This is a genomic window from Bradyrhizobium sp. UFLA05-112 (assembly GCF_053572325.1).
Map to the genome: position 1 here is coordinate 20,321 of NZ_JBANBK010000039.1, position 18,714 is coordinate 39,034.

The 18,714-nt window shown below is 61.6% G+C and carries 14 protein-coding genes and 1 tRNA gene; 10 read left to right on the forward strand and 5 right to left on the reverse strand.

All coding sequences use genetic code 11. The annotated features are described in order from the left end of the window. Positions 1-227 precede the first annotated feature (227 nt). From cydP to SO180_RS22440, 5 genes are all read left to right on the forward strand, one after another. A complete protein-coding gene (cydP, locus tag SO180_RS22420; protein ID WP_449381047.1) occupies positions 228-416 on the forward strand; it encodes a cytochrome oxidase putative small subunit CydP in 189 nt (62 codons plus the stop codon). Positions 417-436: 20 nt separating this feature from the next. Beyond that, positions 437-1,993, forward strand: a complete 1,557-nt coding sequence (locus SO180_RS22425; protein ID WP_449381008.1) for a cytochrome ubiquinol oxidase subunit I — start codon at positions 437-439, stop codon at positions 1,991-1,993. 10 nt (positions 1,994-2,003) lie between these two features. Further along, positions 2,004-3,155 carry a cytochrome d ubiquinol oxidase subunit II gene (gene cydB / locus SO180_RS22430; protein ID WP_449381009.1) on the forward strand — a complete coding sequence of 384 codons (1,152 nt, stop codon included), beginning with the start codon at positions 2,004-2,006 and terminating at the stop codon, positions 3,153-3,155. A gap of 9 nt (positions 3,156-3,164) precedes the next feature. Further along, on the forward strand, positions 3,165-3,278 hold the full coding sequence (gene cydX / locus SO180_RS22435) for a cytochrome bd-I oxidase subunit CydX (RefSeq protein ID WP_449381010.1): 114 nt from the start codon (positions 3,165-3,167) through the stop codon (positions 3,276-3,278). Positions 3,279-4,008: 730 nt separating this feature from the next. Next, positions 4,009-4,182 carry a hypothetical protein gene (locus SO180_RS22440; RefSeq protein WP_449381011.1) on the forward strand — a complete coding sequence of 58 codons (174 nt, stop codon included), beginning with the start codon at positions 4,009-4,011 and terminating at the stop codon, positions 4,180-4,182. Positions 4,183-4,549: 367 nt separating this feature from the next. Here the strand turns inward: SO180_RS22440 and SO180_RS22445 are convergent, their stop codons facing one another. From SO180_RS22445 to SO180_RS22455, 3 genes are all read right to left on the reverse strand, one after another. Then, on the reverse strand, positions 4,550-5,476 hold the full coding sequence (locus SO180_RS22445; protein ID WP_449381012.1) for an ABC transporter substrate-binding protein: 927 nt from the start codon (positions 5,474-5,476) through the stop codon (positions 4,550-4,552). A gap of 291 nt (positions 5,477-5,767) precedes the next feature. Next, positions 5,768-6,334, reverse strand: a complete 567-nt coding sequence (locus SO180_RS22450; protein ID WP_449381013.1) for a hypothetical protein — start codon at positions 6,332-6,334, stop codon at positions 5,768-5,770. Positions 6,335-6,726: 392 nt separating this feature from the next. Then, positions 6,727-7,200, reverse strand: coding sequence for a GYD domain-containing protein (locus SO180_RS22455; RefSeq protein WP_449381014.1), 474 nt, complete (start codon positions 7,198-7,200; stop codon positions 6,727-6,729). Positions 7,201-7,973: 773 nt separating this feature from the next. On the opposite strand from SO180_RS22455, the gene SO180_RS22460 reads away from it, so the two are divergent. Further along, entirely contained in the window at positions 7,974-8,774 is an 801-nt protein-coding gene (locus SO180_RS22460; protein ID WP_449381015.1) for a KilA-N domain-containing protein, read from the forward strand. Positions 8,775-9,169: 395 nt separating this feature from the next. Here SO180_RS22460 and SO180_RS22465 read toward each other — a convergent pair whose 3' ends face one another. After that, positions 9,170-9,406: a hypothetical protein gene (locus SO180_RS22465; RefSeq protein ID WP_449381016.1), complete on the reverse strand. Its 237-nt coding sequence runs from the start codon at positions 9,404-9,406 to the stop codon at positions 9,170-9,172. A gap of 68 nt (positions 9,407-9,474) precedes the next feature. Here SO180_RS22465 and SO180_RS22470 point away from each other — a divergent pair, with 68 nt between their 5' ends. Beyond that, entirely contained in the window at positions 9,475-9,684 is a 210-nt protein-coding gene (locus tag SO180_RS22470; protein ID WP_449381017.1) for a hypothetical protein, read from the forward strand. Beyond that, on the forward strand, positions 9,671-10,762 hold the full coding sequence (locus SO180_RS22475) for a tyrosine-type recombinase/integrase (protein WP_449381018.1): 1,092 nt from the start codon (positions 9,671-9,673) through the stop codon (positions 10,760-10,762). Before SO180_RS22470 ends, SO180_RS22475 begins: the two co-directional genes overlap by 14 nt. Positions 10,763-10,843: 81 nt before the next feature. Here SO180_RS22475 and SO180_RS22480 read toward each other — a convergent pair. Continuing rightward, positions 10,844-10,920: transfer RNA gene (locus tag SO180_RS22480), tRNA-Arg, on the reverse strand. Between the two features lie 369 nt (positions 10,921-11,289). On the opposite strand from SO180_RS22480, the gene SO180_RS22485 reads away from it, so the two are divergent. Together SO180_RS22485 and pbpC are read left to right on the forward strand one after the other, a co-directional pair. Continuing rightward, entirely contained in the window at positions 11,290-16,494 is a 5,205-nt protein-coding gene (locus SO180_RS22485) for an alpha-2-macroglobulin family protein (RefSeq protein ID WP_449381019.1), read from the forward strand. A 111-nt stretch (positions 16,495-16,605) separates the two neighbouring features. Next, a complete protein-coding gene (gene pbpC, locus SO180_RS22490; RefSeq protein WP_449381020.1) occupies positions 16,606-18,714 on the forward strand; it encodes a penicillin-binding protein 1C in 2,109 nt (702 codons plus the stop codon).

Genomic DNA, 18,714 nt, shown 5'->3' on the forward strand with positions numbered 1-18,714 from the left:
TCCGCTTGCGCGGAGAATAAACTTGCAGGATGGGCCGTATTGACGTTGATCGTGAACCACGAGATTGAGAATAGGTATAGGATTTACGGCATTGCTAAGCCGTGGCGTGACTTACAATCGGCTCTGCGGAGCCTTACGCGGCGCCATCGTAGCGGACCACATCACCAAGCTATTCGAGTGCGTCGGATATGATTGAGGGCCTCTAGTTGAACTCGATTCTATCGTCGTTGAGCGCGTTCCTAGCTGCCGGCGCCAGGCCGAAAACTCCGCTTGCGAGGGCGATTGCGCTCGTTCTTGTCATCAAGCTAGTCGGACTCGTAAGCATGAAGATCTTTATGTTTCCGGATAGCACAAAGCCGGTCGTTGACGCTACCGCCGTGGCCCGTGTGTTAGGTCCATCTACGTCCCTGCCGTAACAAAGCGACGGATATCGATGATGTTCGACCTTGATCCTGTCGGCCTTGCCCGACTCCAGTTTGCAACAACGGCTTTCTATCATTTCCTGTTTGCTCCTCTGACGCTCGGTCTCTCGCTACTGCTTGCCATGATGGAAAGCGTATACGTGATGACGGGTCGAACAATCTGGCGTGATGCGACCATGTTCTGGGGCAAGCTTTTCGGGATCAACTTTGCGATGGGGGTGGCCACTGGAATAACCATGGAATTTCAGTTCGGCACTAACTGGGCGTATTACTCACACTATGTCGGCGACATATTCGGCGTGCCACTCGCGATCGAAGGGTTGATGGCCTTCTTCCTTGAATCGACTTTTGTCGGGCTGTTTTTCTTCGGTTGGGATCGCTTGCCGAAGCTCGGCCACCTGGCGGTAACGTGGTTGGTCGCGATCGGCTCGAACTTCTCGGCCATGTGGATACTAATCGCCAACGGATGGATGCAGAATCCGGTGGGCGCCGTTTTCAACCCCGACACCATGCGGATGGAGCTCAGTTCATTCTGGGATTTGATTTTCAATCCGGTCGCTCAGGCGAAGTTTGTCCACACGGTCGGGGCTGGATATGTCACCGGTTCAATGTTCGTTGTTGCGATCTCGGCCTACTATCTACTCTCCGGCCGCTTCCACGCGTTCGCAAAGCGATCGATCATCGTTGCATCGGCATTTGGACTGGCATCGGCACTATGCGTCGTCGTTCTTGGGGATGAGAGCGGTTACACCCTGTCAGAGAATCAGAAAATGAAACTCGCCGTCATCGAGGCCATGTGGCAAACCGAGCCAGCGCCGGCGGGATTTTATGTCTTCGGGATTCCCGACACTGCGAACAGCCGGGTCGGCTATGGCGTTAAGATACCATGGGCTCTCGGCATCATAGCCACGCGCTCGCTTGACCAGCAGGTCGCCGGAATTAACGATCTTGTGCAGCACGCCGAAACCCGAATCCGCAACGGTCTGATCGCCTACGATGCACTCGAGCGGCTGAAGCAGAATCGCAGCGACAGGCAAGCCGCGGAGGAGCTTCGGGACCAGTCATCTGATCTTGGATATGCCCTGCTTCTTAAGCGGCACGTCGCCGACCCGCGAACCGCGGACCCCTCGACCATTGCGAAAGCTGCGGCAGACACGGTGCCTAACATCAGTCCACTGTTCTGGAGCTTCCGTATCATGGTGGGATTGGGCTTCTATTTTATAGTCTTGTTCGCGCTCATATTCTGGAATGCATCGCACAGGAATTTCTCGCGCCTATGGCTGTTGCGTTTGATGCTGTGGTCGTTGCCGCTTCCCTGGATCGCCGCTGAACTCGGCTGGATCGTCGCCGAATATGGACGCCAACCCTGGGCAATCGATGGAGTGCTTCCGACATTTCTCGCCGCGTCTTCAGTATCATCCGCCCAGGTCCTGTTTACGTTGGCAGGCTTTGTTCTGTTTTATTCTTCTCTTCTCGTCGTCGACATCGTTCTGATGCGCAAATACATTCGCATGGGGCCCGTGGAGGCGGTGGGCTTAGGGTCCGCGCAGAGACCTGTACTGGCTGAGTGAGAGGCAAATCATGACAATCCCGCTCGACTACGAAACCCTTCGCGTCATCTGGTGGCTTCTGCTCGGCCTGTTGGTCATCGGTTTCGCCATCACGGGCGGATACGATCTCGGGGCGGCAATGCTGCTACGATACGTTGCGAGAAACGACATGGAAAGGCGGATCACGATCAACGCTATCGGGCCGTTCTGGGAGGGAAATCAAGTCTGGCTGATTCTCGGTGCGGGCGCCGTGTTCGCAGCTTGGCCAGCGGTCTATGCAGCATCCCTTTCGGGCTTTTACATCGCGATGTTCCTGGTGCTCGCGTCGCTTATCTTGAGGCCGGTTGGATTCAAGTTTCGAAACGGATTCGCCGACACGCGCTGGCGCGTATTTTGGGATTATGCATTGCTCGTGGGAGGCCTTGTGCCGAGCCTGGTTTTCGGCGTGGCATTTGGCAACTTGTTGCAGGGAGTTCCCTTTCGCATCGATAACGATCTGAGGGTGCTTTATGAAGGCGGCGGACTTCTCGAACTTCTCAACCCTTTCGGCCTGTTGTGCGGTCTGGTGTCGGCAGCGATGCTCGCTACCCACGGTGCCGCCTATCTTGCGCTGAAGACTGACAATGCCGTGCAACGTCGCGCGTGCGACGCCATGAAGATCGGCAGTTTGGCGACGTTCGTCTTGTTTGTCGTCGGGGGCCTGTGGGTATGGTTAGGCATTGATGGATACGCCATTACCAGTGTGGTGACGACGGACGGTCCTTCTAACCCATTGCTGAAAACGGTCGTTCGCAAGCAGGGCCAATGGTTCACTAACTACACGGCGCATCACTGGATGATCCTCGCTCCTTCTCTTGGCTTCCTTGGACCGCTTCTTACTTTCTTGCTGGCTACAACGCAGCGTCGTGTGCTGGGGTTTGTTGCCAGCGCGCTTGGCATCGTCGGCATCATCGGTACTGCCGGTGTGAGCATGTTCCCTTTTATCATGCCGTCGGATATCGCGCCTGAAGCAAGCCTGACTGTGTGGGATGCTTCTTCAAGCCGCCTCACCTTGTTTGTGACGTTGTTAGCGACGCTGATCTTTCTTCCAGTTGTGCTCGCGTACACTGCGATTGTGTTCCGGGCGATGCGCGGGACGATGACGGCAAGCCTGATTGAGAAAAATTCCGCCAGTTACTATTGAGGACGCGCGATGTGGTACTTCGCCTGGATACTTGGCGTCGGTCTCGCGTGTAGCTTCGGCATTCTCAATGCCGTCTGGCATGAGCATCATCTGCCGGATGAGGGGATTGATTCGGAAACTTAGACAACGCTGGTTGTGACCGCGCTCACTCGGCCCTTCACCAAATCCCCCAGCAAGTTCGGCGCCACCATTAGCTTGGCAAGTGTCAGACCGTCGGCCGCCACCGGTACGGCTGAGGCAGTGATCAAGTGGACCGCCGGTTCACGCCTGGCGGGCCTTCGACTGGGTGAGGCTCACCGTCCTGTTCTGAACGAAACCTCTGGGAAGGGCGTTAAAAATTATCACCGCGCGGCCTCTGGCATCGATCGGTGATGAGAACGCCTTTTTTGCGCTCCCGCCTCCTCGAACGGAATGGAGAAGCGCAAATGAAGCGTCTCCGTTTCACTCACGCAACCACCCTTAAGGAACGCCTCGTCACCGAGGCAAAACAGCTTCGCGAGAAGGCCAGGTTGCTTCCTCCCGGTGTCGATCGGGAGACCCTGCTTCGGAAAGCCAGGTTAGACGAAACGGCCGCTCATATCGACGAGTGGCTAAATTCGCTAGGTCTAAGACGGCCGACATGAAACCGGGAATGCAAACGAGCGTTGAGTCTTATGGATGACAAAGAGCTGCAAGCCCGTAGTGAACAAGCGCTCGTCGTGGTGACCCTCAGTACGGCAACGCTCATCGCGTGCGTCACCCTTTTAGTATCTCAATTGTAAGGCCGCGTCAGTTGCCGGCCTCTGTCTTCAAGAGCCGCACATAGGTCCCGCTCTCGTGCAGCTCGAGCCACCCGCGCTGGACCGCAAACCTGATGCCCGCGCCGAACTCTTCGCCGCTGGCTTTGAGCGTGTATGCGACCGTCTTGTACGGGCTCGATGCCGACGGCCAGCTCGACGAGCTTGCGCGCTGCAGCTTCCGGGTTGGCGAAGGGACGTTCGGCGGTGAGCTTCATGCGGCGGTCAGGCTGTGGGAAGAGCGAATATGAGAAACTAGTGTTGTGGGATTGGTGATTACCTCGCCGCAGAAGCAGCGCGCAATCCCTTCTGGACGCTGTGTCGGCAGCGGAAGCGCCAGCCGGTGCATCCGGTCCTTCCAAGCGGTCTAGTCGCGCTGGCGACGCCACGCCTCGAAGTCTGTCTTGGTGCGCGTGGCGGCCAGCTCCTGCCACGCTACTTGGAAACTCGTGCGGCTTCGTTGAACGTCTCAGCAATGCCACCGCGCTGCTCACCGGGATCAGTGCCGGGGTAGAAGCCGCAGGACCAACTCCACTGCGGGGCCGAGTTCGGGACACCGGCGCGGCGACGGGACCGCCGCTCTGGGCCACTTCCGGACTCCTGGCGTGGCGAGGTGACCTATTCAATCACTTCGTCGGCGCGGGCGAGGACGGTTGGAGACAACTCGAGACCCAGGGCCTTGGCGATCCGCAGATTGATCCTGAGATCGAATTTGGTGGGTCGTTCGAAAGGTAAGTCGCCTGGCTTTGCGCCTTTCAGAACGCGGTCAACCTGTGCAATCAAGAGACGCGTTGCGTCTGCAAAGTCGGGCCCAAACGACATAAGGCCGCCGTTGGCGACCCAGTCCGGTGCAGCAAATATCGCAGGTTTTCTGCTTAGGCCCACTATCCTAATGATTTCGGCCAAGTGGGCATTGAGTATGGCATCCGGAACAAAAACAAGCCCGTCAAATCGGGCGAGGATTTCCGGGCTGAGGATTTTCGCGATATTGGCGGGATCATCGATGTTGATCGCTTCAACCTCGAAACCCAGCTTCCGGCCGGTCTTCAAAACGGGCGCAAGGCTCGTTGCGCCGCTTGTGAGTTTTGTCGTCACAGTCCCAAGGCGGACGGCCTGCGGGAGAATTTCCCGCATTAGCTCGACCCGCTTGACGGTGGTTTCTTCAGAAAAAACCGCGATGCCGGTCACGTTGCGACCCGGACGTGCGAGGCTATCCGCCAGTCCGGACGCGACTGGATCAACTGCGGCAAAGGCCACGATCGGAATTGTCTGAGTTGCCTTGTAGGCCGCGAGAGCAGCAGGCGTGCTAATCGCGATGATCACGTCCGCGCGGCCCTCTCGCACGATTTCCTCTGCCAGCGCCGGCAGCGCGTCGGCATTTCCGGCCGTGTTACGAAATTCAAGTTGAATATTCCGCCCTTCAACGTAACCAAGCTCGGCCAGAAGCCTTCTAATTCTGTCAATCTGCCCAGGAATGTTGACCGGTCCCAGTTGGACAACGCGCGTCGTTGCAGCCAGCTTTTGGGCGCGTGCAACGAGCGGCAAACTTATTGCTCCTGTAACGAGCCCAATGAATCTGCGTCGTAGCACCTGACCTCGCTGGATCCTGTCATCCGGTGGCGAGACTATCGCAATCTTGGAGTGCTCGCGAGTGAAAGGACCGCTGGTCTCGCCCGATTCGGTCACGAGCGGTAAGATTCAGATCGAGCAAATGTTTTCCGGTCTGTGCCTCAAAGCAGACGCAAGGCCTTTGTGAGTACACATCCTGGGACGAGGCAGAGCCGCAGCGCTGCCGGACCCAAGTGATGGGGCTCGCAATCAGGCCATGGTGGCGGATTACGGCTTGAGCACGTATTCGGTCAGGTCGATCTTGCGCTGTGCAAGCAACTCCGCTGCAATATCCTCGACGCTGCTGGCGTGAGCCTCGAGCAGGTCCCACGCACGCCGATGACCGTTCTGACGCAAGTCGTAGGCGGTGGTCTCATCCGTCTCCTCGAGTTCCTCAAGCAGTTCTAGGACCATGCGGTGGTCGCCAGAGTCGGCCAATTCGTGTGATGGCGGCGCGTCGAACATTTCCGCCGCGTTCATTCCTGCGACGCAAATTGCGATCCGATCCACCAGTGGAAGATGATCAGCGTTCTCGGCGTCGGCGGCTCCGGAATAGTCCTCCTGGAAGATTTGCACCCTTGCGATCTTCAAACCGAGCGCCAGCGCGACTACGGCATGCCCAGCTTCGTGGTATGCGACACTGCGCAACGCCTCATCGGTCATTGCTGCCCCCTCGCTTCGGTTCATCAAAGCTTCCTTCTCCCCGCCAAGCCGCTGGCGGTGAGCTTCATCAGCGAGCCGTAGCGCGATTCGGGCTTTGAAGGAGAGGGGGAGGCCGGGACCTTCCTCGATCATGGGGCTGGGCTGCATATTCTTCCCGATGACAACGAGTAGGAACCGATTCTAAGTCACATCCATCGTCCGGCCGTAAGCCGAGCGAGGGGTCAGCTTGGATGGAAGAGTACAGGGTCAATTTGCTCGGGCCCGATGGGCAAATTACCAACCGGATCGATATCATTTGTGCGGATGAGAAAACGGCGAGAGAGCGGGCATCGCAACTCGCGCATGATTGCGCAGTCGAGCTTTGGCAGGGGAATCGAATGATCACGAAATATCCAGCCCGTCAGTGAGGCAGAGGGGACCTCAACGGTAACCCATCACAGACGTCACCGGCTTATTCCAGTTGAAGTCCGGCCGAACATCCGCGCCGCGCCTGCCGCAGGACTGGCAGACGAAGCGCGGCTCAATCATCCGACCGCCGAAGATCGTCTGGTGGTAATGTCTCGCTTAGCTCTTGCCGGGAGCTCGATAATGGCTAGCTGCTTTGGAAGCCCTTTCAGCCACCCTTTGAATTCCGCTCCAGTCCAAGCTCTTGCAGTTTTCACGCCAGATATTGCGCCCGCCGCCACCGCTGCCAACAACGCGGCGATAATGGATTCGGACTCGTCAGCCTCAGAAATGAGCATGAAATCGGAGTCGCCGGTCGTGAAGTAAAAGCTAACAAGCTTGCCACCAGCACCCTCAATCAGCCTGCGCACAGCCGGCTCTCTGTCCTCGGGTGCGCTAACTAACCCCTTGGCATAATTCTCAGTGAAGCAACCACGCGTAAACAACCTGATCATAACGCCCGCCATTGTTTGTGAGCGCATTGACGCGGAGATTTTAGGGGCGGGCTCAGGAGGACTATTGAGATGGATCAATCCATCCAGCGATATTCCCATCTATCGCGCCGCCCGATTCCATCTCCGCCGACAATTGATGTCCGGCAGGGCCCCTTAGCCGCAGCGGCGCGACAGACGAACCTCAGCTCGATGTCGGACAGGCGCACCTCATCCGGCCAGCGATCGGCATTCAGGGCCACGTTGTGGCTGCAACGATAGTCCGAGCAGTAGACCAGGACGGGCCGCGCACGCCCATCTCGCGCATGTCGCCAAAGGTGATCTTGACCGGGCGGTGAGTGGGCGGTGTGCGGTTCTCGCGGCGGACAGGCTTGGGCATTCCGCCATGAAAGCGACTTTCCAGGCACCTCGCAAATTATCGATTCCTAGCGCCTCGGAGCGGCGACGAGCTACTGCGTGTCGTGGGTGTGGAAACCGATGTGCGCCCGTGATCACCCGGATGTTGTGGCGGGGCGACATTTGCTGGAAATTAGCAGGCGCGGGTTTAGATTCGCATAAATAACAGGCAAGTGCCTGTTCGCAAGTCACCCGGTGCCAACGTAGTGCGTTGCGCCGAGAAGGCGCCCGGGTGTCCAATAACCGTCATGTGCTCTCCTGATTCGAGACGGGCGCTTAAGGAACGCTACGGTAACTGCTCTCGTTTCAGTTTGAGTGCTGATAAGCCGAAGGGCGGCCCCGCGCCAACGGGTAGCCGCCCCTCTTAATTCAAATCTGGACCACGACGTGCGTAGTACAGCCCCTTGAACAAGGCATTTGTACTATCGCTGGAGAAATCCACAAGCACGGAGTGGTCGTAACGCACAGGAGTTACGACCTTGAACGAGACGAGCATTCTGGTCTTGCGGGGCAACCGCATCTACGAAGACGCGAACGGCCACATCTGCCTCGATGACCTCTGGAGCGCAGCGAAGACAAAGGCGACGCGGAAGCCGAAGCACTGGCGCGGGACCGCAGTGGCCAAAGCATTGATTGCAGAGCTGCAGAAAAAGGTAACCACGAGTTACATTAAGGACAATAAGCAAAACATTCCAGTCATTTACTCCAAGGTCGGTCGCGGAAATGCCGGCACGTTTGCTCACCCGGTTATCGCAGCCGCCTATGCAGGTTACCTCAGCCCAAAGTTAGAGATTGAGGTTCGCCAAATCTGGCTCCGTTTCAGGGCTGGTGACGCGACCCTGGCCGACGAAATACTGCAGCGTGCCACCGCAGAGGCCAATCGATGGGTCGGTGCACGAGCTGTCTCGCGATCTCAACGCGTGGCCTACACCGACACGCTCAAGCAGCATCACGTCACGGGCAAGGGCTACATGCTGTGCACCGAGGCGGTGTACGTGAAGCTGCTGGGAGGACGTTCCCACCAACTACGCCAGGCCCGCGGGTTAGATCCGATGGCTAACATCCGGGACAATCTCAGCGTGGCTGAGTTGTCTTTCGTCATGGCAGCCGAGGCGCTCGCGGCCGAGCGGATCGAACAGGAAATCCGCATCGGAAATGACGATTGTATCGAGGCGAGCGCTACAAGTGCTTCCGCTATCCGCGGTGCGATCGAGGCCGACCGACGTAACCGGCAGCCGATTGGCAGCTTCCGCGGTGTCGAACGCGCTGGCGGGGTTTGACGGCGGCTGCCCCGCCGAGTCTGATCCACGGCCATGGGGCGGGATCAACACGTCATCGACTTACTCGAGCACTTCGAACGGCTCTGCCTGGAGCTGGCGACAGCACCTTGCCTGAGGAGCGCGCCGACTTGCGGTCGCTCGCGATCAACAATCGATTGGGCACGGCCATAGACGGCCTAGGAGCGCCGGTAGATCTCGAAACAGGACGATGGATCTGGCTGGCCGCAAGCGACGAGCCGGCCGCCTTGGTTCAGCGCTCGTTACTAGGTGAGGTAACGATCCAGAATTCCAGCTCATCTTCAAGTTGGGCGAGCTGAGCAGGTTTCGTTTCAGGAAATTCTCCAGCAGCTCTAGGCATTTAGGGCCGACACATATCGCAATTATTGGGAGTAGAATCAAAGGCTTAAGGCGGTTATAACTTTGTGATGCGTCTTGACGGAAACCCGCTTCAGCATCTCGATGGTGCCTGCGGTGTTTTGCGAGGGCTGTGTATTCACATGCAGAAAATGAAGCGATTTACTGTCGAAATTCCTCCTGCGCTGCATCGGCGGATCAAGATCCAGTGTGCGATCGACAATACCAGGATGACCGATGTCATGCGGGTTCTGCTGGAGCGAGAGTTTGAGCGGCAAGAGCGGCAGGGTGGTTTGGCGTCCTCAGCCAGGACGACGAACCCGAAGCACAGTGGGGAGGCCATCTGATGAGCCGTGTGCGCTCTAGCTTCCGCGAGAACGACGTGAAACGGGCGCTGCGTGCCATCGAAGCTGCCGGCCAGAAAGCGGAATCCCTCGAGATCGAAGGCGGCTGTCTCAAGATCAAGATCCAGAACGTCAATGATGCCGACGAGGGCACCAGCGAAAACAGAATGAACGAGACCGACGAGTGGGATGCGAAATATGGCCAGCATTGAGCTTTGGCGCGTCAACAGCTTCCGTGATCGCCACGGCAAAATGCGACATTATTTTCGGCCGCCCGGACATAAACCGGTTCCATTGCCGGGATTGCCGGGTTCTGACGAATTTATGGAGGCTTACCGGACTGCACTGCGGGAGTGCAAAGCAGTGCGGCCCTCGATTGGCGAAAGCCGCACCCCAGCCGGAACGCTCGACGCCGCCATCGTTGCATACTATGCGAGTCCCGATTTCAAGTCCGGGCTCGCCGCTGTCACGCAGAGTAATCGTCGCGCGATTTTGGAGCGGTGGCGCATCGAGGACGGTGCGAAACGATTCTCAGGGATCCGGTCGCATCATCTCACCAACATGCTCGCGCCAAAGAAGCCGAACGTGCAGAAAAACTGGCTTAAGGCGATCCGGGGGCTGATGAAATTCGGCAAGAAAATGAACTTGCGCTCCGACGATCCAACGCAGGACGTCGAGGTGGTCAGGGTAGGAAAGAGCATGGGCCACATGACGTGGCTCGAGCCTCAGGTGACTCGGTATCGCGAGCACCACAAGGTTGGCACGATGCCGCGACTCGCTCTTGAGCTTCTGCTCAACGTTGCCGGGCGGCGGCAGGACGCGCATGTGCTTGGCCGTCAGCACATCAATCGCGACGGCAAGCTGTCATGGCGTCCGCAAAAAACCCGGCGCAGCACCGGCAAGACGCTGACGATCTCCATCATGCCAGAGCTGCAGGTGGCGCTCGACGCGATGCCGAAGAGCGACGTGATGACCTTCCTGCTCACAGAGTACGGTCGGCCGTTCGCGTCGGCGGCGGCATTCGGCAACAAATTCGCTGACTGGTGCACCGACGCCGGATTGCGATCGGTGGTGTGCGACGACGGCAGGGTGCGAAACTACCGCGCGCACGGTCTGCGCAAGGCGGCGCTGCGCGCGCTGGCGCATGCCGGATGCACCGGTTCCGAAATGATGAACGTGAGCGGTCACAGCTCGCTTCAACAATTGCAGGAATATCTCGACGAGGTGGAGCAGGAACGTCAGGCCGATGCGGCTCTCACCAAATTGAGGGCCGCGAAGGCCAAAACCTGAACAGCGAGTTACAAACCGTGCTGACCCTGATTTACAAACCGGAGCCTAAGCGATTGAAATCGCAAGAGCTTCATTCTAGGTTGGCGATCCCGGCAGGGCTCGAACCTGCAACCCGCGGAGTAGAAATCCGCTACTCTATCCAGTTGAGCTACGGGACCGTCTGGACGGCCCCGGGGATGGGGCCCGGCGACGTCTTTAGCACGCCAAATATGAAAAATCCGCGCGTCCGCCAAGCCCGGATCGAACCGTTTTCCTCAGCCGAGCGACAAAGCGAAGCGATGGACGTTTATTGTCCCGGGTCTGCGACAGCGACGCTTGAGATGTTGCGCCCGCGTCCGGGACGGGTCCACCGGCTAATTTTGTCCGGTGCTGCCACAGGCTGAGGCGGCGCCAGGGGCGGCACTTGGATTTGCTTGCCAATGGCGCATGCGACGTTCTGCTATTCTGGTTCCATCGCCTTGAGTCTGTCACCTTTCCGCGCATTTCATCGCCTACGCGGCGCTCGTCCGCGCTCCCGGGAGTCCATCATGATCGGTTTGATTCGCGCCGTCACAATCTGCGCAGCGCTGGCGCTCGGCCTGGTATCGGCGCAGGCCGCCGACAAGGCGTTCAAGCGCGACGATCTCGCGGATGCCGCGATCAAGCTGGAAGCCCAGATCAAGAGCGAGGCCGGGCCGGTCGCCAAGACCAACGCGACCCTGCGCACCGACGCGGATGCCGCCTTCAGGCGCAACGACGGCCGCAGCGGCCTTTCGATCCTCGGCCAGATCGCCGCCACCACGCCGGAGGATGCCGGCAACTGGCTGCGCATTGCCCGTGTCATCTTCCAGATCACCCCGAAGAGCTCGAGCGAGCAGACTTTCCTGCTCGAGCGCGCCTCGACCGCCGCCTACATCGCCTACATGCGCGCCGGCAATCCGGGCGAGGAGGCTGACGCGCTCGCGATGCTCGGCAGGTCGCTCGCCGAGCGGCATTTGTTCCGGCCGGCGCTGGATGCGCTGCGGCTGTCGCTCGACATGCGGGAGGTCGCCGACGTCCGCGGCCAATATGAGAAGCTGCGGGACGAGCATGGCTTCCGGCTGCTCGACTACACCGTCGATTCCGACTCGGCGGGCCCGCGCGCCTGCTTCCAGTTCTCCGAGGAGCTTGCCAAGCGCACCGACTTCGCGCCGTTCCTGGCGCTCGCGGGGCAGGACAAGCCGGCGCTGTCGGCCGAGGGTAAGCAGCTCTGCGTCGACGGCCTGAAGCACGGCGAGCGCTACAACATCAACCTGCGCGCCGGTCTGCCTTCAACCGTGAAGGAGGGGCTGCCGAAATCGGCCGAGTTCAACATCTATGTGCGCGACCGCAAGCCGTTCGTGCGCTTCACCAGCCGTGCCTACGTGCTGCCGCGCACCGGCCAGCGCGGCATTCCCGTGGTCAGCGTCAATACGCCGGCGGTCAACATCAACGTGTTCCGGATCGGCGACCGCAACCTGATCAACACGGTTGTCGACAGCGACTTTCAGAAGACGCTGTCGCGTTACCAGCTCTCCGATCTCGGTGGCGAGCGCGGCGTGAAGGTGTGGTCCGGCGAACTCGCGACCGCGACGACGCTGAACCAGGACGTCACCACCGCATTCCCGGTCGACCAGGCACTCGGCGATCTCCAGCCCGGCGTGTACGTGATGACGGCCGCGGCCAAGGGGCCGGGCAGCGACGACGATTCCCAGCTCGCGACGCAATGGTTCATCGTTTCGGATCTCGGCGTCACCGCCTATTCCGGCAACGACGGCATCCACGTCTTCGTCAACTCGCTGGCGTCGACCGATCCGGTCGGCAAGGCCGAGGTGAGGCTGGTTGCCCGCAACAACGAAATTCTGGCGACTCGCAAAACGGACGATGCCGGCCATGTGCTGTTCGAGGCAGGGCTGGCGCGCGGCGAGGGCGGGCTGTCGCCGGCGCTGCTCACGGTCAGCGGCGAGAAGACCGACTATGCCTTCCTGAGCCTGAAGACCAGCGCCTTCGATCTCACCGACCGCGGTGTTGCGGGACGCGCGGTGCCGGCCGGCGCCGACGCCTTCGTCTATGCCGAGCGCGGCGTCTATCGCTCCAACGAGACCGTGTATCTCACGGCGCTCCTGCGCGACGGGCAGGGCAATGCCGTCACTGGCGGGCCGCTGACGCTGGTGATCGAGCGTCCCGACGGCGTCGAATTCCGCCGCGCCGTGCTGTCGGACCAGGGGGCCGGCGGCCGCACGCTCTCCTTGCCGCTCAACTCGGCGGTGCCGACCGGCACTTGGCGGGTGCGCGCCTTCACCGATCCGAAGGGCTCGTCGGTCGGCGAGACCACCTTCATGGTCGAGGATTACGTCCCCGACAGAATCGAGTTCGATCTCACGTCCAAGGACAAGCTGATCAAGGCCAATGCTCCGGTCGAACTGAAGGTCGACGGCCATTTCCTCTATGGCGCGCCGGCCTCGGGCCTCCAGCTCGAAGGCGACATGCTGGTTGCGCCCGCCGACGAGCGGCCGGGCTTCGCCGGCTACCAGTTCGGCGTCGCCGACGAGGAGACCACCAGCAACGAGCGCACGCCGCTGGAGAATTTGCCGGAGGCCGACGCCAATGGCGTAGCGACTTTCCCGGTCACGTTGGACAAGCAGCCGTCATCGACGCGGCCGCAGGAGGCGCAGATCTTCGTCCGCATGGCGGAGACGGGCGGCCGCGCCGTCGAGCGCAAGATCGTGCTGCCGGTCGCACCCGCGGCCGCGATGCTCGGCGTCAAGCCGCTGTTCGGCGACAGGAACGTTGCCGAAGGCGACAAGGCCGAGTTCGACGTGGTGTTCGTCTCGCCTGAGGGCAAGACGCATCCCCGCGACGGCCTGCGCTACGAGCTCCTGAAGATGGAGTCGCGCTACCAGTGGTATCGCCAGAACAATTATTGGGAGTACGAGCCGGTCAAGTCGACCTCGCGCGTCGCTGACGGCGATCTCACCATTGCCGCCGACAAGCCGTCGCGCATTTCGCTCAACCCGCAGCCCGGCCGCTACCGGCTGGACGTGAAGTCTACCGATGCGGATGGTCCGGTGACGTCGGTGCAGTTCGATGTCGGCTGGTATTCGGACGGCAGCGCCGACACGCCCGACCTTTTGGAAACCTCGATCGACAAGCCGCAATACGCCTCCGGCGACACCATGACGGTGTCGGTGAACGTGCGTAGCGCCGGCAAGCTCACCATCAACGTGCTCGGTGACCGCCTGCTGACCACGCAGACCGTCGACGTCAAGGAAGGCACCGCGCAGGTGAAGATCCCCGTCGGCAACGACTGGGGCACCGGCGCCTATGTCGTGGCGACGCTCCGCCGGCCCCTCGATGCGGCGGCCCAGCGCATGCCGGGCCGGGCGATTGGTCTCAAATGGTTCGGCATCGACAAGCAGACGCGCACGCTCGCCGTGAAGCTGACGCCGCCGGCACCGATCCGGCCGAATGCGGCGCTGAAAATCCCGGTGAAGCTCGACGGACTCAATCCGGGCGAGGACGCCAAGATCGTCATCGCGGCAGTCGATGTCGGCATTCTCAACCTTACCAACTACAAGCCGCCGGCGCCGGATGATTATTATCTCGGCCAGCGCCGCCTGACCGCCGAGATCCGCGATCTCTATGGCCAGCTTATCGACGGCATGTCGGGCACGCGCGGCCAGATTAAGTCCGGCGGCGACGCGGGTGCTGCCGAGCTCCAGGGCTCGCCGCCCACACAAAAGCCGCTCGCGCTCTATTCCGGCATCCTCACGGTTGCCGCGGACGGCACCGCGGAGGTGAGCTTCGACATTCCTGAGTTCGCCGGCACCGCGCGCGTCATGGCGGTGGCGTGGACCGCCACCAAGCTTGGCCGCGCCAATACCGACGTCGTGATCCGCGATCCCGTGGTGCTGACGGCGACGCTGCCGCGCTTCCTGCTCAATGGCGACCACGGCACGGTCAATCTCGAGATCGACAATGTCGAGGGGCAGGCCGGCGACTACACGATCAATGTGAAGACCGCTGGCCCGGTCAAGATGACCGGCAATCCCGCGACCACGGTCAGGCTCGCCGCCAAGCAGCGCAACTCGTTCTCGCTTGCGCTCGATGCAACCGCGGCGGGGCAGGCGACGCTCGATGTCGACATCAAGGGGCCGAACGGGCTTGCGCTCGCGCGGCACTATGCGCTCGACGTCAAGGCGGCGACGCAGGTGCTGGCGCGCCGCTCGATCCGCACGCTGGCGAAGGGCGAGAGCCTGACGCTGACCTCGGACATGTTCTCCGACCTCGTGCCGGGTACCGGCAGCGTCTCGGTCTCGGCGAGCCTGTCGACCGCGCTCGACGCCGCGACGATCCTCAAGGCGCTCGATCGCTATCCCTATGGCTGCTCGGAGCAGATCACGAGCCGCGCCATGCCGCTGCTTTACGTCAACGAGCTCGCGGCCGGTGCGCATCTTGCCATGGACACCGAGGTCGACCAGCGCATCCGCGATGCAATCGAGCGGCTGCTGGCCCGCCAGGGCTCGAACGGCTCGTTCGGCCTGTGGTCAGCAGGCGGCGACGACGCCTGGCTCGATGCCTATGTGACTGACTTCCTCAGCCGCGCCCGTGAAAAAGGCTTTGTGGTGCCGGACGTGCTGTTCAAGAACGCGCTCGACCGCATCCGCAACTCGGTGGTGAATGCCAACGAGCCGGAGAAGGACGGCGGCCGTGATCTCGCCTACGGCCTCTACGTGCTCGCGCGCAACGGCGCAGCTCCGATCGGCGATCTCCGCTATCTCGCCGATACCAAGCTGAACAATCTGGCGACGCCGATTGCGAAATCGCAGCTTGCGGCAGCGCTCGCTCTGGTCGGTGACCGCAACCGTGCGGAGCGGGTCTACGGCGCAGCGCTCGACTCGCTCGCGCCAAAGCCCGTGCTGGAGTTCGGCCGCAGTGATTACGGCTCGCAGCTCCGCGATGCCGCAGCATTGGTTTCGCTCGCCGGCGAAGGCAACGCGCCGAAGGCGACGTTGACGCAAGCGGTGTCGCGGGTCGAGACCGCACGCGGACTGACACCCTACACCTCGACACAGGAGAATGCGTGGCTGGTGCTGGCGGCGCGGGCGCTGGCGAAGGAAAGCCTGTCGCTCGATGTCGATGGCCAGGGCGTCAAGACCGCGCTGTACCGCAGCTACAAGGCGGCGACGCTGGAGGGCAAGCCGCTGAAGATCACCAACACGGGTGATGCTCCGATACAGGCCGTGGTCTCGGTGTCGGGTTCGCCGGTTACGCCGGAGCCAGCCGCTTCGGCCGGGTTCAAGATCGAGCGCAACTACTTCACGCTCGACGGCAAGCCCGCCGACATCAGCAAGGTCAAGCAGAACGATCGCTTCGCCGTGGTGTTGAAGATCACCGAGGCCAAGCCTGAGTACGGTCACATCATGGTGTCCGACTATCTGCCGGCGGGCCTCGAGATCGACAATCCAAAGCTGGTGTCGTCGGGCGACAGCGGCACGCTGGACTGGATCGAGGACGGAGTGGAGCCCGAGGATACCGAGTTCCGCGACGACCGCTTCACCGCCGCAGTCGACCGGGCCTCGGACGCCAAGTCGGTCTTTACCGTCGCCTATGTCGTGCGCGCGGTCTCGCCCGGCAAATACGTGCTGCCGCAGGCCTATGTCGAGGACATGTACAATCCCTCGCGCTACGGCCGGACGGGGACGGGGTCGGTCGAGGTGCGAGCGGCGAAGTGAGATGGGCTCGAACCTGAGCTAGTTCGTATGAGCGAAGCCGCGCAACAAACTCCATCGTCATGCCCTGGCTTGACCCGGGCATCCACGGCCACGCGTGCGGTGGGTGACGACGTGGATGGCCGGGTCAAGCCCGGCCATGACGGCGCGAGGGGAGGCGTCGCACGTATCCTCTCGATAGCCGCGTTTGCGCTTGTCGTTGCAATCGGTGCATTCGTGGCCTGGGTGTATTCCCTCGGCCCGCTGCCGCTCGACGAGGCGCGCGCAGTTTCCACCACCATCGTCGATCGCAACGGCAAGCTCCTGCGCGCCTACGCCATGGCCGACGGGCGCTGGCGGTTGCCGGCCGAGACCAAAGCGAACGTCGATCCGACTTACGTGAAGCTGCTGCTCGCCTATGAGGACCAGCGCTTCTACGCGCATGACGGCGTCGATCCGCTCGCACTGGGGCGCGCCGCGATCCAGCTTGCGACGCGCGGTCATATCGTCTCGGGCGGATCGACCATCACGATGCAGCTCGCTCGGCTGATGGAGCCGCGGCGGCAGCGCTCGCTCCACGCAAAGCTGCGGCAGATCGTGCGCGCGATCGAGCTGGAGCGCAGCCTGAGCAAGGACCAGATCCTCGATCTCTACCTTACACTCGCGCCCTATGGCGGCAATCTCGAGGGTATTCGTGCCGCATCCATCGCCTATCTCGGCAAGGAGCCGAAGCGGCTGTCGCTCGCGGAAGCCGCGCTTCTGGTCGCGTTGCCGCAATCGCCGGAAACACGCCGGCTCGATCGCTATCCCGAGGCGGCGCGCAAGGCGCGCGACCGCGTGCTGGACCGCATGGTCGAGGAGCATCAGATCAGCGCCGATGACGCCAAGCAAGCGAAGGCCGTACCCGTGCCGAAGCTGCGCAAGCCGATGCCGATCCTGGCGCCGCATGCGTCCGATACAGCGCTTTCAACCGTCAAGGACGCGCCGGTCATCAAGCTGACGCTGGACGCCAATCTCCAGAAGGTGCTGGAGCCGCTCGCACGCGACCGCGCCATCGCGTTGGGTCCGAACATTTCGGTCGGCATCATCGTCGTCGACAATGAGAGCGGCGACGTGCTGGCACGCGTCGGCTCCGCCGATTATTTCGACGAGAGCCGGGCAGGGCAGGTCGACATGACCCGCGCATTGCGCTCGCCGGGCTCGACGCTGAAGCCGTTCATCTATGGCCTCGCGTTCGAGGACGGCTTCGTCCATCCCGACAGCCTGATCGACGATCGCCCGGTCCGCTTCGGCTCCTACGCGCCGGAAAATTTCGACATGACTTTCCAGGGCACTGTGCCGGTGAAGAAGGCGCTGCAGATGTCGCTGAACGTACCGGCGATCGTGCTGCTCGACCGGGTCGGCTCCAGCCGCATGGCCTCGCGGCTGCGGCAGGCCGGCGGCAATCTGGTGCTCCCCAAGGACGAAGCGCCGGGTCTAGCCATGGGCCTCGGCGGTGTCGGCGTCACGCTCCAGGATCTTGCGCAGCTCTATGCGGGCCTCGCCAGGCTCGGAACCACGCGCCCGCTGCGCGAAATCATGACCGACAGGGACGTGCGCGAGCCATTGCGGCTGCTTGACCAGGTCGCGGCCTGGCAGGTCGGCAACGTGCTTCTCGGTACGCCGCCACCCGAAAACGCCGCCCACAACCGCATCGCCTTCAAGACCGGGACCTCCTACGGCTATCGTGATGCCTGGTCGGTCGGCTTCGATGGCCGCATGACCATCGCCGTCTGGGTCGGCCGTCCCGACGGCGCGCCGGTTCCCGGTCTGATCGGCCGCGCGGCAGCAGCGCCCATCCTGTTCGATGCCTTCGCCCGGAGCGGAAAGTTGCCGGTCCCGCTGCCCAAGCCGCCGAAGGGAACCCTCCTCGTCAGTAACGCCAAGCTGCCGTTGCCTCTGCGGCGGTTCCGTCCTGTAGGGGAACTCGTGCGCGCTGGCGGCGAGCAGGCTCCCCACATCCAGTTTCCCCTGAATGGTTCCCGGATCGACGTCGACCGCTCGGCCGGCAGCGAGGCTGCCACCATGCCCGTGAAGGTCGCCGGCGGCGTTCTGCCCATGACGATACTGGTCAACGGCACCGCGCTCGGCGAGATCGACGGACGGCGCCAGAGGCTGATCGATCCGCCCGGCCCGGGCTTTGCGCGGCTGACCGTGATCGACGCCACGGGCGCCGCCGACACAGTCGTCATTCGAATTCAATGA